Source organism: Paraburkholderia ferrariae NBRC 106233 (assembly GCF_000685035.1).
Lineage (GTDB): Bacteria > Pseudomonadota > Gammaproteobacteria > Burkholderiales > Burkholderiaceae > Paraburkholderia > Paraburkholderia ferrariae.
Genome location: NZ_BAYB01000032.1, coordinates 67,117 through 83,027 on the forward strand (window position 1 = coordinate 67,117; position 15,911 = coordinate 83,027).

Below are 15,911 nucleotides of genomic sequence, written 5' to 3' on the forward strand. Positions count from 1 at the left end.
TGAAACCGTTGAGGCTCGCCGCATGAATCGCGTAGAAATACAGTTCGAGAAGATTCACCGATGGCACCTGCTCGTGCGCGATCTGCTGGAGCTGATCGATGGTTCGGGGACGATCACCGCCTGCAGCACGTCCGTTTGCGCACCGGTAGCCAGGGTCGATGCCCCCCCTTGCGCGGCGAGCGAGACACCGGGCAGCAACTGGCTGGCCGCGGACGCGGCCATCTGAAAGAACTGACGGCGGGTGATCAACTCAGGTACTCCTTCTTCGCTTCGGGTTGGCGTGCTGCTGCGAATTGGCGGGGCGCATCCGCCGTGACGACGCGCGGTGCGTGACGAGCGTGACGAGCGTGATGAGCGTGATGAGCGTGATGAGCGGGTTGCACGACCTGCGCGCCGTCGCGATACAGATGACACGCCACGACATGTTCGCCGCCGACCGTGACCGGTTCGGGCGGCACTTCGCGGCAGAGGGACTGGACATGCGGACACCGCTGCTGAAAGCGGCAACCGGCAGGCGGCGCATAGGGATTCGGCAGCTCCGCGGCCGTTGGTGGCGGCAACGGTGCGCCGCGTGCCGGAATCGATGAGATCAGCAACTGCGTGTACGGATGCGCGGCGTCCTGCCACAACCTTTCTCGCGGCAGCACTTCGACGATCTGACCGAGATACATGACCGCAATGCGATCGGCGAGATAGCCCACGGCAGCGAGATCGTGGCTGATGAACAGACACGCACTGCCGCGTTCCTGCTGCAGATCGGCGAGCAGGTTCAGCACCTGCGCCTGCAAGGAAACATCCAGCGCGGAGACAGGTTCGTCGCAGATCAGCACCTCGGGATCGAGACTCAGCGCACGCGCGATGTTCACGCGTTGCCGCTGGCCGCCCGACAGTTCGTGAGGCATGCGCGCTGCCAGCGCGGGCGCGAGGCCCACGCGATGCAGCAGCGCATCGACGCGCTCGCGCCGCTCCGCACGCGTGCCGATGCGATGCACGTCGAGCGGCAAGGTCAGCGTGCGGCGTACGGTCTTGCGCGGATCGAGTGCGCTCAGCGGGTCCTGAAACACCATCTGCATGCGTCTGCGCCACGGAAGTAGCTGCGCCTGGCTCAGCGTACCGAGGTCTTCGCCGTCGAGACGCACGGTGCCCGATGCCGGTTCGATCAGCCGCACGATGGCCTTGCCGAGTGAACTCTTGCCGCAGCCCGACTCGCCGACGAGCCCCAACGTTTCGCCGCGCGCGACATCGAGCGACAGCGTGTCGATCGCGGTGAGCACGCCTCGCCGCGTGTGATAGCGCACGCTCAGGCGGTCGACCTCAAGCAGCATGGCTCCTCCTCTCGTTCGCATGCGCGATCGTGCTGCTTTCAGCGTTTGCGTCCACTTCGTCGAGTACGCAGCGGATTCCGCCTGTACCGAGCGAGCGCCACGCAGGTACCGCCTCGCGGCACGCTGCATGTGCGAATACGCAGCGAGGCGCGAACGCGCATCCGCTCGCGACCGCGCCAGGTGCGGGCACTGCACCTGCGATCTCCGTCAATCGCTCGCGCACGGCGCCACGGCGCGGTCTCGCGGCAAGCAGGCGCTGGGTGTACGGATGGCGCGCGTCGTCGAACAGTTCGTCCACGGGCCGCTCTTCGATCTTGCGGCCCGCGTACATCACCGCCACGCGATGCGCGAGCTGCCCCACGATGCCGAGATCGTGCGTGATCAGCAGCAGCGCCATGCCCGTCTGCTGCTGCAGGTTGCCGAGTAACGCGAGAATCTGCGCCTGGATCGTCACGTCGAGCGCGGTGGTGGGTTCATCGGCGATCAGCAGGCGTGGCTCGCCCGCCAGCGCCATCGCGATCAGCACGCGCTGGCGCATCCCGCCCGACAGTCGATGCGGATAGTCGTCGATACGGCGCGCCGGTTCCGGAATGCCGACAAGCCGTAGCAGTTCGAGCGTTTCGCTATGAGCCGCGCGACCCGTCAGGCCGCGATGCAGGCGCAACGCTTCGCCGATCTGCCGGCCCACCGTGCGCACCGGATTGAGCGCGGCGAGCGGGTCCTGAAAGATCATGCCGATGCTGCCGCCGCGCAGCCGCCGCCACGACGCTTCCGGCAGGCGCGACAGATCGGTGCCATCGAAACTCAGGCGGTTCGCGCCGACACGCGTACGGTGCGGGTCGAGCAGGCCCATGAGTGCCAGCGCGGTGGTCGATTTGCCGCAGCCCGATTCGCCGACGAGCGCGAGCGTCTCGCCGGGATGAATTGTCAGCGACAGACCGTCGACGGCCAGCGCGCCGCCACGCGCTGCACTGGACGCCGCATTGAACGAGACAGTCAGGCCGTCGACGTCGAGCAGGGGCGTACCGCTCATCGCGTCCTCCGGCGATGCGGATTGGCGAGATCGTTCAGCCCGTTGCCGATCAGGTTCAGGCTCAGCACGGTCACGAGTACGGCGAAGCCCGGCAGCGCGGTCATGTACCACGCCGTTTGCAGCGCTTCGCGGCCCGAGCCGATCATGCTGCCCCACGTGACGACGTTCGGATCGCCGAGCCCGAGGAACGACAGCACGGCTTCGGTCAGGATCGCGTTGCCCGCGAGAATGGAGAGCATCACGATCGCCGTGGTCGCGACGTTCGGCAGCACGTGCGTGACGACGATGCGCGGTCGGCGCATGCCGGTCACGATCGCCGCCTGCACGTATTCCGCGCGGCTCACGCGCAGCGCTTCGGCCCGTACGAGACGCGCGACCTGCGGCCAGTTCGTCAGCGCGACGCCGAGCACGATGGTCGCGACGCTCGGGTGCAGCACGACCACCATCACGATCGTGAAGAGCAGCGCCGGCATGGTCTGGAACAGCTCGGTGATGCGCATCAGCAGATCGTCGACGAGGCCACCGTAGAAGCCCGCTACCGCGCCGATCACGAGACCGGCAAACGTGGCCAGCAATCCGGCGGCCAGGCCGATCTCGAGCGATACGCGCGCGCCGTACGCGATACCGCTGAACATGTCGCGTCCCATCATGTCGGTGCCGAGCGGAAACGCGGGGTCCGCGCCGGGCCAGGAAAACGGCGTGCCGACCATGTCGAGCGGGTCGTTGTGCGTGAAGTACGGCGCGCCGATCGCCAGCACGCAGATCGCGAGCAGCAGCAACGCACCCATGGTCAGGCTGGGCGAGTGCGAAGCAAGCGTCAAAGCATGCCGCCAGCGCGACTCGCGCGTTTGCGTGGAGGTCAGCAGTGCATCGCTCATCGCTCCACCTCGATACGCGGGTCGAACCAGCCATACACGAGATCGACACCCAGGTTCACGAGCAGCACGAGCACCGAGCTGAAGAAGAGGATGCCCAGCAGCAGGTTCAGATCGCGCGAGGCCACGGCGTCGAGCGCGAGCTGCCCAAGCCCCGGCCAGCTGAACACCGTTTCGATCGCAACCGAGCCGCTGAACAGCGCGCCGAACTGCAATGCCGTCATCGTGACGATGGGCAGCAACGCGTTCGGAACGACGTGCGACACGATGGTCCTGCTGCGCGACACACCTTTGGCGCGCGCGGTGCGGACGAAATCGAGGTGGCTCACTTCGAGCACCGAGGCGCGCATCAGTCGGGCGTAAATGGCAAGGTAGTACGCAGCGAGGCAAAACACGGGCAACACCATGTGTGCCGCGAGATCGCGTACGTGTGCCCAGCCCGTGGACACCACGCCGGGTGTCGCAATGCCGCCCGCCGGCAGCCAGTGCAGATGCGCGGAGAACAGCACCATCAGCATGAGTCCGAGCCAGAACAGCGGCGTCGCGAAGCCCAGCGTGGCGAGCACGGACACGACGATGTCGATCCAGCGCCGGCGCGACACCGCGGCCACAGTGCCCGCGAGGCAACCGAACACGAGCGCGATCACGAGCGCGCCGACCATCAGCAGCGCAGTCGCCGGCAACCGGTCCACGATCAGGCGCAGTACCGATTCGTTGTAGCGGAACGACCAGCCCAGATCGAGGTGGGCGATACGGTTCAGATAGGCCAGAAACTGCAACGCGAGCGGCTGGTCCGTGCCGAACTGATGGCGCAGCGCAGCCAGATACTCGGGCGTTGCCGCGCCCGCTTCGCCCGCCATCACGTCGGCGAGATCGCCAGGTGCCAGGCGCAGCCAGAAGAAGTTCAGCACCGCGATCAGCACGACGAGCGGCAGCGCCTGCAGCAGCCGGCGCAGCGGATAGGGCCATACACGACGCGGCTTGCCGGACTCGTCCCTTGCGGCGCGGACGGACAGATCAACCATGACCCGGCGCACCCATGCTTACGTCGTCGAGCGACGCGTACACGCCGATCGGCGTGGTGTTGACGTTCTGCAGACTTTTCGAATAGATGCGGAAGAACTTCAGTTCCGCGAGCGAAATCGACGGCAGATCGCGTTGCGCGATCACCTGCATCTGGTGAATGGCCTGCGTGCGTTTGTCAGGATCCTGCTCGGTCTGCACAGCCTCGATCACGCGATCCATTTCCGGCGATGCATAGCCGGATCCATTGCTCCACGGCGCTCCGCTGATGATGTTCTTCGACCAGAAGCGGCGGATCACGCCGATCTGCGGATCGGCGAACGCTGCGTAGAACACGTTCATGGTGTCGAAGTCGTGTTCGGTGTAGATCTTGCGCAGATAGGTCGGCAGATCGTAGTTGACGAGCGTGACCTCGATGCCGATGCGCTTGAGCTGCTGCTGGATGAACTGGCCCGCGCGCTGGAAGTCTTCGCCGTACGTGTGGTTCAGATGGTTGAAGCGCATGCGCACACCGTCCGCGCCGCGCGGAAAACCCGCGGCTTCGAGCAGCGCTTCCGCCTTTTGCGGATCGTACGGATACTGCGGCGTGTCCGGGGTGTAGAAGCGCGTCTGGTAGCTCGGGACCGGGCCCGTAGCGGGGGTCGCAAAATCGTAGAAGACGGTTTTGGTGAGCAGCTTCAGGTTGATGGCGTGCGCGATCGCCTGGCGCACGCGCACGTCCTGAAAGCGCTTCTGCCGCAGGTTGAAGTCCATGAAGAATATCGGCGCGTTCGAGCGCCAGCCCTTCGTATCGACGACGAGCGACGGATTCTGCTCGAGCCTGCGCGCTTCGACGAGCGACACCGGCGTGAGCGGCGCGTATTGCACGCTGCCGTTCTGCAGCGCGATGCTGCGCGCGCTCGCATCCGGAATGATGCGGAAGATCAGTTCATCGACGCGTGGCTTGCCCTTGTCCCAGTAGTCCGGATTCTTCGCGAGGCGGATGTAGTTGCCGCGATTCCACTCCTTGAACACGAATGCCCCGGTGCCGACCGGCTTCGCGTTGTACGGATTGGTCAGCGGATCGGTGCCGGCGTACAGATGCTTCGGGAAGATGAAGGCGGAGGATGTGTCGAGGTAAGACCAGATCACGGGCGACGGCTGTGCGAGCCGGAACACTGCCGTGTGCGGATCGGGCGTGTCCACCGCGATGATCTGCGCGAACGTGGGCCGCGCGATCGGATGGACTTTCTTCGAGACTTCCATGATCGAGTACTGCACGTCCGCCGAGGTGAACGGCGTGCCGTCGTGCCACTTCACATCGTCGCGCAGCCTGAACGCGATCGTGCGACGATCCGCCGACTCGGTCCATGAGGTCGCGAGCTGCGGGACCGGACGGAACTGCTCGTCGTAGGTGATGAGTCCGTCGAACAGGTTGCTCGATACGACGTTGGTCGGATTGGCCGGCGTCGAGCCCGCCGCGAGACCAGCAGGCTCGGGCAGCGTGTTAGCGACGAGCGTCGTACCCGACGGCGTGGCCGCGGCCGCACCTGGCGCGAAGTCGCCCAGCAGGCCGCCGCTTACCATCGCACCCGCCCCGATCAGGAATTCTCTACGTGTGGTCATGAAGTTTGAAGTCTTGTCGAATCCGCGTCGGGCATTGGCATTGAGCTCTTCCAGAAATCGCGTCTTATGTACAATATTTCGGAATTAAGATTCCGATTTATTCTAGGGGCTGCCCCTTAGGCAACCAACGAAGCAATTCGTATATGCAATTCAGCTCAACACGAACCAACGCGGGCGGCGCCAGTGCGCGGCCTGCCGGCATCTCTCCCGGGGGCAGCCATTCATGGCGTCAGTGAATAGCGGTGAAGCCGTCGCGGAACGGCGCGAGACGGAATCGGGCGCGCTCGCCCGCGGGCTCAACGTGCTCGCGCGGCTGCATGAAGCGGCGCGCCCGCTGAGCCTGCAGGAAATCGCAGACAGCGTCGGGCTGCCGGCCAGCACGTGCCACCGACTGTTGCAGTCGCTGGACACGGCGGGCTATATCTACCGTGAAGGTGCGTTGTATTGCCCTACGCCCAAGGCCACGTGCCCGCTGCCGCTCGAGCATCCGCTGAACCGGCTGCGGCGCGATACGAGCCCGCTCATGCGCGAACTGCAGGAACGGCATGGACCGTCGGTGCTGCTCATTGCGTTTCTCGGCGACCACCGGATGACCGTGGAAAGCGTTGCGGGCAATTACAGCGTGGCGCCGTACTTCGACACGGCGGTCACGGCAGCGCTACACGCATCGGTATCGGGCAAAATTCTGCTGAGCGACCGCACGCCGGCACAGCGCGATGCGCTGCTCGGGCCGGCGCCCTATCCCGCCCGCACCTCCGCGACCGTCAGGGACCGTGACTCGCTGTTCGCAGAACTGGACGAGGTGCGGCAGCGCGGATGGGCGACCAACGAGAATGAGAACGTCACGGGCATCAGCGCGATCGGCACACGTTTGTCGACGCCCTCGGGTCGGGCGTTGGGTGCGATCGTCCTGACCGGCCCGAACCGCTTTTTCAGCGATGGCAACGAGGCGATGCGCGACGACCTGATGCGGGCGTCGGATCTACTGAATTCGACCTCGCATGCCGTACGGGCGATGGCGCAGTTTCTTGGGATATAGGGATGTGTGCACGTACAGCGGGACGATGAAACCGTTCCCGAGGCCGCCTCCGGTGGCGGCAGGATTCGGTGAAAGTCAACAGGGTTGGTACAGGCGCTGGTTCATGGCTTGCCACGGTCGCCTTCAGAGGCAGCATTCAAGACCTTGCTAGCGACCGCGCGAAACAGCGTCGACAGTAACGTGACGTGCCCCCGGTTTTGGTACGAAGCACAGTTAGCGTCCGAGGTTAAAAATTCCTTCGCTCTATGTGCCTGTGCAAACTGCACCGGCGCCAGATAACCGGGCGAGTTGTGAGGCCGCTCGATGTTTTACTCGATACGCGACGACCTGACCCTACCTCGACGCTCAAAGCCCGCGTCCTGCAAGGACGGCCAAGATTGAACTCATGACCGTTTCCCGCTCCGTTTCATAAACGCGCATTAGTTTTTCGCGATCCCGGCTGCGCATCACGGTCATCAACTTGTGCTCCAGATGGGCTTTCATACGCTCGTCGGATCGACGAATCTCCGTAGCCAGTACGCGGTACCGGTCCGTCAGGCGGATCAAGCGCAATGCTTCCCTACGAATGACCTTGTCCGGCGAGAGATCGAACAACGTCCCATAGAAAGAATAGTATCCGTCGATCCACTCGGCTCGCCGGTGGTTCTCCAGGGATTCGTCGAGTTTGACGATCATCGCGTTCAGCGCCGCAGTCTGGCTCCGATCCGGCCATTCAATCGAACGAAACAACTCTCCCTCGATCAAGAATCGATACCGATAGAGTTGCGATGCCTCGCTCGAGGAAAGCGGCGCGACAAAGAAGCCACGGTTGGGATCGTGCACGATTACGCCGCCCGCTGTCAGCAGGTTCAGCGCCTCCCGCACCGGCACCCGGCTGACATCGAACCGCTCCGCCAGCTCAGACTGACGCAGTTGCTGCCCCGGAGACAGGATGCCCCGATTGATTAGCCTGCGAGTTTCCTCTGCGATCTGTGCGGGGAGATCGCTATCCCTCAGTTCGATTTTGCTCACGTGTCTCGTCGCATAGCGGATCGCCCTGTTCGGCGGTTTTCAGTCGAATGATTACGAACCGCATTTTAAGCCATTTGTACCGCTTGTCGACAGGGCCACACGGAGCGTTACGTCACGACGAAAACGGGCCCTGCCGATGATTTACCGCGAGCCCTAAAAACGCTGCCCAGAGAACGCACGGAGACTATCCGGCAGGCTCCCGGAAAGAATCGTCGATGCCAATGCCTACGATGGTAGTCAAAGTCTTCATCCACAACCCCATGATTGCGGTCAATTCCGTCTCCTATGGTTACCCCCTTGACTTCGTCCAATTCCTGGGCCCAGCGTCGCGAGTAGGGCAAACTCGCTTTGACTTTTCTATTGCTAGTCTAAATAATATTCAACATAGAATTACGAACCAGGGGAAATACCCTGCTGGCCAAGCGAAGCGGGAACCGGGAAAGCGATGGGGTCGAACAAGGTATCGGTCTTGACGCGGGCAGTTGGGGTGGCGCTCTCCCGCTGAGTGCCAGAGTGTCGTTGAGCGTTCTACGCTGCTCCACGACCCTCAAAACAGGAGAATCCGTGACTATTGAAGAAACGCATTTCAAGGCGGCAATGCGCCGTCTGGCCGGACATGTCTGCCTCATCACAACGTGCTCCGACGACGGCGAACGTGGCGGATTGACAGCAACTGCAGTGTGTTCAGTGAGCGCTAATCCACCGCTCTTACTCGTGTGCATCAATAGAGCGAATACTTCTTGCGCAAGCATTCAGGCGGCGGCCCGCTTCGCCGTAAACGTCCTACCACGCAGCGACCAGGAGTTGGCTCAACGCTTCGCGCGGCCTCTGCCACCGGACGAAAAATTCGCCGAGGGTGAATGGCGGACGCTGAAGACCGGTGCGCCGATCCTCGCCTCATCACTCGCGAGCTTCGATTGCAAAATCGAGCGGATCATTCAGGCAGGAACCCACGATGTGATTTTCGGCCACGTCGAAGCCATCGCAACGCGGGAAACGAACGCGTCACCGCTGCTATACGCTAGCGGCGCCTACGGTGAGCTCCATTCGCCTCAAAACGTCAATCTCCGGGATCTGCTCTGGATCTCAAACTGGGGGGAGGAAACTGACTTGAACTTCTGATGACAGCGACAGCAGTAATAACAAGGCGATTTTTAATTCACAACGAACGTCCTTAGGAATCCTATATTTTTATGAAGCATTGGAGAAACCAGATATGGGCGATTCCGCCTGTCGTGGCTGCAATCATGGCCCCAGGCGTCTGCCCGTCGGCATACGCCCAGTCGAGCGTCACTTTAGGGGGGTTTCTCGACGTGGGTGTCGCGGCATATCGTGACGGGAACGGGTCCCGTCTGATACAGATGCAAGACTCAGCAATCTTGCCCACGAAATTCTTCATCCGCGGTACGGAGGACCTTGGCGGCGGACTGAGCGCCACTTTCAGTCTGGACTCTTTGTTCGATTTGAGCACGGGGGGCCTCGATCCGCAATCTCGCGGCGGCATGTTCGAGGATTCCGCGTGGGTTGGCTTACATCAGGCCGGGCTTGGCGTCGTGCGGCTTGGTCAGCAGAACGATTTCGCTCTCGACTACTTTCTGATCGGCGGCATCGATCCGGCCATTGGCATCGCTGGCGGCATGCTGAATTTCCGGACGGGCAGCTTCGGAGCCGATCTGCTAGGCGTTTCCGGGCCCGCTCAGATCGGCGCGGCGGCCGCGACTGGACCTTATGCGCCGATCGTCAACAATGGGGTACCCACCGGAATGGCCGCCATCAATTGGGACCGGGCCGGTGGCGAGCGTATGTCCAACTCGGTGAAAGTTATTTCGGATGAGTATGGCGGCTTCTCCGCCGGCGCAATGTACAGCCTCGGTGGAGTCGCAGGCGATTTCTCGAATGGTTCCGGCAAGAGCGCAGCGGTGAGCTTCCGCGCCCAGGAGACACGCGCAGCCGTTGTGTATACGGAACAAAACTTCAGCCCCGTGGCCGACGGTCATGGTGGTATCGCAAATCTGCTCGCCGGCATACGCACCAAAATCTCCCGGTTCACGCTAGCTGCCATGTACAGCGACGCTCGCAATACCGTCACTGGTGCAAAAATCTACGCGCTTGCAAGCGGAATCGGCTACGACATAGCCCCAACATGGAATATCGGTGCCGCTTACACCTATGAGAACGGCAATGCACTGCTGAAGAACGTAACCATCAATCAGGCAGCTTTACAACTCACTCATGCCTTATCACCCCGAACGTCGATCTTCATGACAGGCACCTTCCAGCGCACAAATGGTGCGTACCCTGCTGAAATTGGCTTCACCGTCGCAGCGGGAAATATCCAGTCCGTAGTCGCGATCGGGTTGCAGTCTCGGTTCTGACAAGAGTAACGGATAGCGGCTGCCCCAACTTCCACTCGTCTCATCCGCGGAAGCTGGGCGCCACCTGGCACGACGATGCAGTTCTTTCGCGTCGAAATGGCGACGGTTAGCTGGGGCCGCGCCGATACTCACTTCCTTGACAGCTCTGAGTCTCGTTAAGACATCCAAAGAACGCCTAATCGATCCCTTGAGGCATGCTGGTGCCGGAGAACTCATAGAGAATCAGGGCCGCGGCAGCAATGACTTCGCCTGCAGCAGCCTGCAGACACGCTTCTATAGTGCTGTTGCGGGTGCTCCGCCGTGTGGGCCGGGCCCGTCGCCTTCGTTTCCCGTCATTTTAAGCGCCGCGTGCCGCAAGGACGGCCATCAAGCCCTCTAGAACCATTGTTCGGCCCTTGTCGTACGTGCCGAGCAGCAGTTCGCGGTTCTTGGTCTCAAGAGCCTTGACAAGCTGCATTTCTATCTGGGCATTCAGGTGCCCATGCTGCGCCGTTACATCTGCCGCAAGCGCGCGATAACGATCTGTCAAACGCAACAGACGCAGCACCTCACGTTTAAGCACCTTGTTCGGCGAGAGATCGAAGATTGCGTCGTGGAACGACCTATGGTGTTCGATCCACCCGTCCCGGTCGCCTGCTGCCAGCAGCTCATTGAGCTCGGCAAGCATCGTTCTGAGCGATTTCAGTTGGGCCGCCGTTGGCCACGTAACGCTAGCGAGCAATTCAGCTTCCAGCAGGTTCCGCATCCGGTACAGTTGCCTCGCCTCGTCGCTGGACAATTGCGCGACGAAAAAGCCCCTATTCGGATCATGTTCAATGATCCCTTCGGCTGCCAGAAGCTTTAGCGCCTCCCGCACGGGCACGCGACTAATCCCAAAACGGTCTGCAAGGTCGGACTGCCGCAACTGGAAGCCCGGGGCGAGCGTTCCGCGGTTAATTAACTTGCGGGTTTCCGCCGCGATTTGGGCAGGGAAGTCGATCCCGTCCAGTTCCGGAAGTGTCACAGTGGTCATTCCGTTCCCCCGAGAAATATTATACATTTTGGCATTATATCCCCAAATCCCGGTGACAATCGATCCATGTAGGCATCGACACCCTTCTCGCTCTGGGTGTTTCACCGAACGCAAGTCTGAGCGCGAATCCTTCACGGCGCAGATCGCCTCCGAACGTCGCCGGAGCGCCGATAGACGGACTGCTGCCCTGACAGTTGCCAGGGTTTCACCGAGTATGCCTTATAATTTTTGACTTCTATATTGCATTCGTCTTTGAATCCACAACCTACGGATCAGTTGCAGTGCGAAGGAATCTTATTGGTCAGGCACGGACATCCGTCTTCATTCATTGCTGCCCGATCGCGGTAGAACAGTTCAGCTCGGGCAACGATTCTCAGACCAACGGTCGGGCGGAATATCTAGCCGCAGTCCGTCGGCGGGTCTCGTAATCTCCTTTCCAAATGACGCAACGAGCTTGGCGCCACGAATCATCGCGGTATCATTCGCAATCCATACCATCGTTGTGAGAAACTGTTCTCTGACGTATGGAAGTGGTGGCCCATTGCTACCTGGTCCGGTCTGAAGTGGGGCCTCGCGGTTGTAGTTCTGTCGCAGCTTCAGGCCGTGCCGCGCAGCGGCCTTCACCAGATGTTCGCGACAGCGTTCCAGCAGTCGTGAGTCAGTCGGATGTGCGATCGCCTTGGGCATCACGGTCGTATCGACGATGACCCGCTTCGCCAGGCCGTTTGCGCCATCGCGTCAGGCTCGATGGATCGATCGGCGGCTCGTCATGACCATATCGGCGAATCTCAAAGCCTCAACGGGACTCGCCGTCGTAGGCTGGTCAATCGTATCCGGCCTTGGTGGCGCTGACCAACGCGACTAGTGCGCAGCTCTTGTGCACGCAATAGGAGAGCGATGCCTGCGGCATACCGAATGTCGCTGCCGACCTGCCGGCTTAGGGCGTTGCTTGCTCTGAGTAATTTGTGGACCGTGCGGACACTTTACCAGATGGGTAAAACCCTTTTCGCTTATTCCATGGAGTTTCAGCGCTGGAAAAGATTGCACAGACCTTACGAAGACCGCTAACTCGTTACCAGAATCAGAGCTTCGAGGCCGAGAAAGTAATCCCCAAGATCCCGACCATAATCATCGTTGAGCCGGCGACCATTTATCGGCCTTGCCACCGATTGTTTTCGCAGGACGTGCCCGGAACGAAGTACCATTGTTTTGCAGCCGGGCGTACAGCCCGGAAGGTTCATGGCAGTATCGCGCTCGGCGAAGTCGTCAAATTTTTCCGGGGCGGCGGCCCCCTCCAGGACGATTGACGGTGACATTGTCTGCCTCCTGATTGATCCTTTAAACGTTGACTCTAGATGTACCGCGCAATAGCGGTGAATACCGGAGGTGGTCCTCTGCCAAAATTCCGGGTCCGCCGCGACCATCGAGCAACAATCGCACCAATCCCCGGATGACTTGTTAACGACATCCCGTTGAGCAACCGGTCAACTATTCGACATCACGGCGGCCACGTGCGCCGCTTCTATGTCCGTCACTCGGCAGGCCGTCATCCTGTGCGCCTGGTACCCGATCTACGGGCCCAAAACCGGACCGTGGCGCTCATAGAGGCCACGGCCACAGAGATTCATTGGTTGGTTGCTCCAGCACGGCGCAATGCGCCGCTGACGCGCGTCAGCAGAACGACGGCCAGTGCAACTGACACGACATAGCACACGACGAAAGAGGCGCCCAATGCATTGGGACCCGGGAAGAACAGTGTGGCCACGAGCGCAACAACCGTGGGCCCAAGCGCCAGTCCGACAAGATTGGTGATCAAGTAGTAAATTGCCGTCAGTTTGCCCATCATGTTGCCGGGCGTGAAATTCGCCATCGTTGCGCCGCCGGCCACCGCAAACATCGAGAACATAAAGGTCTGCACGAAGTATGCGATCAGACCGATTCCCATCGTATGGATCAGCGGGAAGCATGCAGTAACGATTGCAGCGATTGCCGTCGTGACTGCTGCAACGCGCACAGGGGCATCGATCATGCCGCGCTTGCGAAGCCAGTCGGCGATGCTACCAAGAATCAGAAGTCCGAGCGGCGATGCCAGGAGTGCGGCCCCGCCGAGTGCCTTGCCGATCTCAGGTCGACCGACATGCAGAGTCCGGGCGATGATCTCCGGGAGCCAAGCCATTTGTGAGCCAATGGCAATGCCGTACAGACAGATCGCGATCCAAAGTTGAACGTAGACAGCCTTGTTCGCCCAGGCGAAGTTTAGTGCCTGTTTATAAGTCACATCGTTGCTAATCTTGACGTCGCGACGTGCCGGCTCCCGGACCAGCCAAAGCAGAATGGCGAACGGAAAACCGATAAGGCCCGGCACCAGCAGAACAAAGTGCCACGGCTTCAGAGCACCTATCAACGGCAGGCCCGCGAACGCTCCTGCCGATGCTGCCTTCAAGAGGAGGCCACCGAGGCCAAGAGCCAGCCCAGTACCCAGAAGCGGCCCAATGTTGTAGATACCGAATGCAATACTGCGACGTTGCGGCGGAAACGCGTCGCGAATCATTGACGCCGCTCCAGGCGAGAGAGCCGATTCGCCGACACCAAGACCGACGCGCGTGAGGAAAAGCTGAACGTATGTGGTGCTGAAACCGCAGAGGGTCTGCACAGCCGACCATGTCAGGATAGCTCCCCCGAGAATTCGCCTGCGCTGGTATCTATCGACCAGCGCCCCCATCGGAATTCCGAGCAGGCTGTACAGCAGCATGAACGAGAGTCCAAGCAACCAACTGACCTGGATATCGGAGATGCCGAGGTCGTGCTTAATCGGTCCGACCACGAGCGAAAGCGCCCCGCGGTCGATAAACGACACGACGTAGGTCGCCGTCAAAACGGCGAGCATCCACCATCCGCCCCTGGACACTTTCGAGTCCGAAACGACTTCGGTCGGTGCCGACGTTGCTTGCACGCCTGTTATGTCATTCACTACGCTGTCTCCTTCTTTATTGTCCGTACGACTTTTCAAGTCCTTTACTGATTCCCGCTGTCGGCGAGCGCGGTTTTTGCCGCAGTAATACCTGATACGATGAATTCAGCGATGTCGCCCATCGAGTTGTAATACGGACCCCATAAAGATCCACATTCACCGACTGCATAAAGACCTGGAATCGGTTTATCACGATGGTCCAGAACACGTTGCCCTGCATCGTGCTTAGGCCCACCGTGAGTGTTTAGATACGTCGGCAGCATTGGCCCAATGGCGTAGTACGGTCCAGTGTCGTCGAGCGGTACAAGGAACGTTTCGCGGCCGAAATCGGGATCGGCACCTTGACGGCATTGCTCGTTGTAACGCTTGACCGTTTCAACCAATGCCTGCGGATCGAGTTGACCTGCTCTGCAGACGCCCGGGATTTCTGGCCACTCGCACTTCAAGGCCAGTTCTTCGAGCGTGTCGGCTTTGACAATCAGGCCTTCCTCGAGTTCGCGGAGGTTGTCTTGACTCCACGGCGGCACGCGCGAGTTTAGAGTTGTCATCGCCGCACCACCCACACGAACCTTTTCGTCGAAGATGTGGAAAGCCGGCACGTTAGTGAATTCAGGGATGCCCGGCGTCGTCGCCAACCATGTATCACGATTGGCCAACCCGTGTTGAACCACCGAGGTATCGACCGTCTCGTTGTGGAAGCGCTTTCCTTGCCGGTTCACCCACAGCAAGCTACCGCCGTCCTTGAACGCACCCGATTTGTAACCGAAACCAGCAATTTTGTTCAGGTCATAGGTGACGTAGACGTAGCCCTCCCTTGACTTAATCCCCATGTTGAGAGGACCTGCAACAGCATTCATGTGCCATAGCTGGGCGCCGACCTCCTGAGCCATGCGAATTCCGTCGCCAGTCAGATTCGGGCTTCCCAGGAAATAGATTGGGCACGCGGTGAGGAATTGCTTGCACATGGCTTCGTTTGCCTCGAAACCACCGCTGGCCAACACCACAGCCTTGCGGCCGCGAATAGCGATCGGTGTCCCGTCTTCGCATTCCGCCTCGACACCGAGAATCGTGCGAGTGACCGGATGCTGAACGAGACGCGTGACCCGCGTGCTGTATCTCACCTTCGCACCTGCCTTTTCTGCCTGCGCCGAAATCGCGTTATATAGACCTGCACCGCCCGGCGCAGCAACAACGCTCATGCCCCTGATACTTTGGCTACCGGGAGCACCCGCGAATTCGGGGAAGAACCCAGGCGCCGAGAACGGCTGCGGATTGTCCTTAAGCGGCAACTCCAGTTTGTGCTGGAACGACGGTATGTCTTTGAGGCTCGAAACGAAATGACGAAGTACGCTCTCTTCGGTCTGACCGGCGCATAGCCAATTCAGATATTTGAACGACTCTTCTTCATCAACTGACGTCATGATCAGACCGCCAGCCACACAGACGGAGTTACCACCGCCTTGAGCACCTTTTTCGAGGATGAGCACGTCAGCACCCTGCTCCGCGGCTGCAAACGCGAATGTCGCGCCTGCGCCGCCATAACCGACAACGACCATATCGGCTTGCTCGTCCCATTGGGGCTCGGTCCAGTTCACGTCCATCTTTTCGTTATTCATCGTTCTCTCAAACATACCGGCGCTTG

Annotated in this window: 14 protein-coding genes and 1 pseudogene; 3 read left to right on the forward strand and 12 right to left on the reverse strand. The window is 60.8% G+C overall.

Annotated elements, in window-relative coordinates; genetic code table 11:
* Window positions 1–54 precede the first annotated feature (54 nt).
* From BFE01S_RS29015 to BFE01S_RS29040, 6 genes are read right to left on the reverse strand one after another with little or no spacing between them, the layout of a single operon-like run.
* Complete coding sequence (locus BFE01S_RS29015; protein WP_028228517.1) at window positions 55–249, reverse strand: hypothetical protein; 195 nt, start codon at window positions 247–249, stop codon at window positions 55–57.
* Complete coding sequence (locus BFE01S_RS40605) at window positions 246–1,325, reverse strand: ABC transporter ATP-binding protein (protein ID WP_084170217.1); 1,080 nt, start codon at window positions 1,323–1,325, stop codon at window positions 246–248. The genes BFE01S_RS29015 and BFE01S_RS40605 overlap by 4 nt, the downstream gene beginning before the upstream one ends.
* Complete coding sequence (locus BFE01S_RS29025) at window positions 1,315–2,358, reverse strand: ABC transporter ATP-binding protein (RefSeq protein WP_028228518.1); 1,044 nt, start codon at window positions 2,356–2,358, stop codon at window positions 1,315–1,317. The genes BFE01S_RS40605 and BFE01S_RS29025 overlap by 11 nt, the downstream gene beginning before the upstream one ends.
* A complete protein-coding gene (locus tag BFE01S_RS29030; RefSeq protein WP_028228519.1) occupies window positions 2,355–3,236 on the reverse strand; it encodes an ABC transporter permease in 882 nt (293 codons plus the stop codon). Before BFE01S_RS29030 ends, BFE01S_RS29025 begins: the two co-directional genes overlap by 4 nt.
* Window positions 3,233–4,258 (reverse strand): ABC transporter permease, encoded by a 1,026-nt coding sequence (locus BFE01S_RS29035; RefSeq protein WP_028228520.1) that lies wholly within the window; start codon window positions 4,256–4,258, stop codon window positions 3,233–3,235. Before BFE01S_RS29035 ends, BFE01S_RS29030 begins: the two co-directional genes overlap by 4 nt.
* A complete protein-coding gene (locus BFE01S_RS29040) occupies window positions 4,251–5,861 on the reverse strand; it encodes an ABC transporter substrate-binding protein (protein ID WP_028228521.1) in 1,611 nt (536 codons plus the stop codon). Before BFE01S_RS29040 ends, BFE01S_RS29035 begins: the two co-directional genes overlap by 8 nt.
* A 223-nt stretch (window positions 5,862–6,084) precedes the next feature.
* Here BFE01S_RS29040 and BFE01S_RS29045 point away from each other — a divergent pair, with 223 nt between their 5' ends.
* A complete protein-coding gene (locus BFE01S_RS29045) occupies window positions 6,085–6,900 on the forward strand; it encodes an IclR family transcriptional regulator (protein ID WP_028228522.1) in 816 nt (271 codons plus the stop codon).
* Window positions 6,901–7,245: 345 nt separating this feature from the next.
* Here the strand turns inward: BFE01S_RS29045 and BFE01S_RS29050 are convergent, their stop codons facing one another.
* Window positions 7,246–7,911, reverse strand: a complete 666-nt coding sequence (locus BFE01S_RS29050; protein WP_042338921.1) for a GntR family transcriptional regulator — start codon at window positions 7,909–7,911, stop codon at window positions 7,246–7,248.
* Between the two features lie 564 nt (window positions 7,912–8,475).
* Between BFE01S_RS29050 and BFE01S_RS29055 the strand changes: the two genes are divergently transcribed.
* Both BFE01S_RS29055 and BFE01S_RS29060 read left to right on the forward strand, forming a co-directional pair.
* Window positions 8,476–9,033, forward strand: coding sequence for a flavin reductase family protein (locus tag BFE01S_RS29055; protein ID WP_028228524.1), 558 nt, complete (start codon window positions 8,476–8,478; stop codon window positions 9,031–9,033).
* Window positions 9,034–9,104: 71 nt separating this feature from the next.
* Window positions 9,105–10,286, forward strand: a complete 1,182-nt coding sequence (locus BFE01S_RS29060) for a porin (RefSeq protein ID WP_156967187.1) — start codon at window positions 9,105–9,107, stop codon at window positions 10,284–10,286.
* Window positions 10,287–10,623: 337 nt separating this feature from the next.
* On the opposite strand, the gene BFE01S_RS29065 is transcribed toward BFE01S_RS29060, so the two are convergent.
* The 5 genes and pseudogenes from BFE01S_RS29065 to BFE01S_RS29080 form a co-directional block, all read right to left on the reverse strand.
* A complete protein-coding gene (locus BFE01S_RS29065; protein WP_028228526.1) occupies window positions 10,624–11,298 on the reverse strand; it encodes a GntR family transcriptional regulator in 675 nt (224 codons plus the stop codon).
* Window positions 11,299–11,862: 564 nt separating this feature from the next.
* A pseudogene (locus BFE01S_RS43525) lies at window positions 11,863–12,076 on the reverse strand (IS5/IS1182 family transposase); the annotation flags it as partial.
* A gap of 286 nt (window positions 12,077–12,362) precedes the next feature.
* Window positions 12,363–12,614, reverse strand: coding sequence for a hypothetical protein (locus tag BFE01S_RS29070; protein ID WP_028228527.1), 252 nt, complete (start codon window positions 12,612–12,614; stop codon window positions 12,363–12,365).
* Between the two features lie 308 nt (window positions 12,615–12,922).
* Window positions 12,923–14,269 (reverse strand): MFS transporter, encoded by a 1,347-nt coding sequence (locus tag BFE01S_RS29075; RefSeq protein ID WP_028228528.1) that lies wholly within the window; start codon window positions 14,267–14,269, stop codon window positions 12,923–12,925.
* 44 nt (window positions 14,270–14,313) lie between these two features.
* Window positions 14,314–15,885, reverse strand: a complete 1,572-nt coding sequence (locus BFE01S_RS29080; RefSeq protein WP_028228529.1) for an FAD-dependent oxidoreductase — start codon at window positions 15,883–15,885, stop codon at window positions 14,314–14,316.
* Between the last annotated feature and the right edge of the window lie 26 nt (window positions 15,886–15,911).